Source organism: Treponema endosymbiont of Eucomonympha sp. (genome assembly GCF_001028545.1).
In genome coordinates this window covers 1-450 of sequence record NZ_BBPW01000638.1, presented here as the reverse complement: position 1 = coordinate 450, position 450 = coordinate 1, and the positions used below count along the sequence as shown (strand labels likewise).

Here is a 450-nt window from a genome sequence, read left to right as displayed (position 1 = left end):
CGCGACGATTTTGCTGAGCTTCACCCCCGGCGCGGGCAGGATTTCAAACATTGTAATGACCGGCCCCTTCCGTATACCCGTTACGTCCGCCTTTATGTTGAATTCGCTCAGCGTGTCCCGCAGCAGGTCGGCGGCTCTGCGGGTCGTCTCGTCGATGACCCAGTATTCGCCGTCGGGATACGCCGTCAAAAGCTCCTCCGGCGATAACTGATACCGCTTCTGCGCCGCCGGAAGCGGCTTCGCGGCGGGAGAAGCAGCGGCGCTCCGTAACGGCGCGCTCTGAATCGTCTCGCCGCTTTCAACCGCCGCAGTTTCTGTCAGCGGCTCAACCGGCGGTTCTTCAGAGGCGCCCGTCTCGGTCGGCGGCGCGCCGCATTCGTTCATTTCAGCCGCCAGCGTGTCGGCGGCGGGCATTTCGTCGCGGGCAAAAGACGCTTCCTCGGCGACGCT

1 protein-coding gene is annotated in these 450 nt (G+C 64.0%); it reads right to left on the bottom strand.

Features of this window, described 5'->3' with window-relative positions; all coding sequences use genetic code 11:
• The coding region (locus AWU74_RS12975; protein WP_306701121.1) for a DNA translocase FtsK at positions 1-450 on the bottom strand (450 nt) is incomplete at both ends.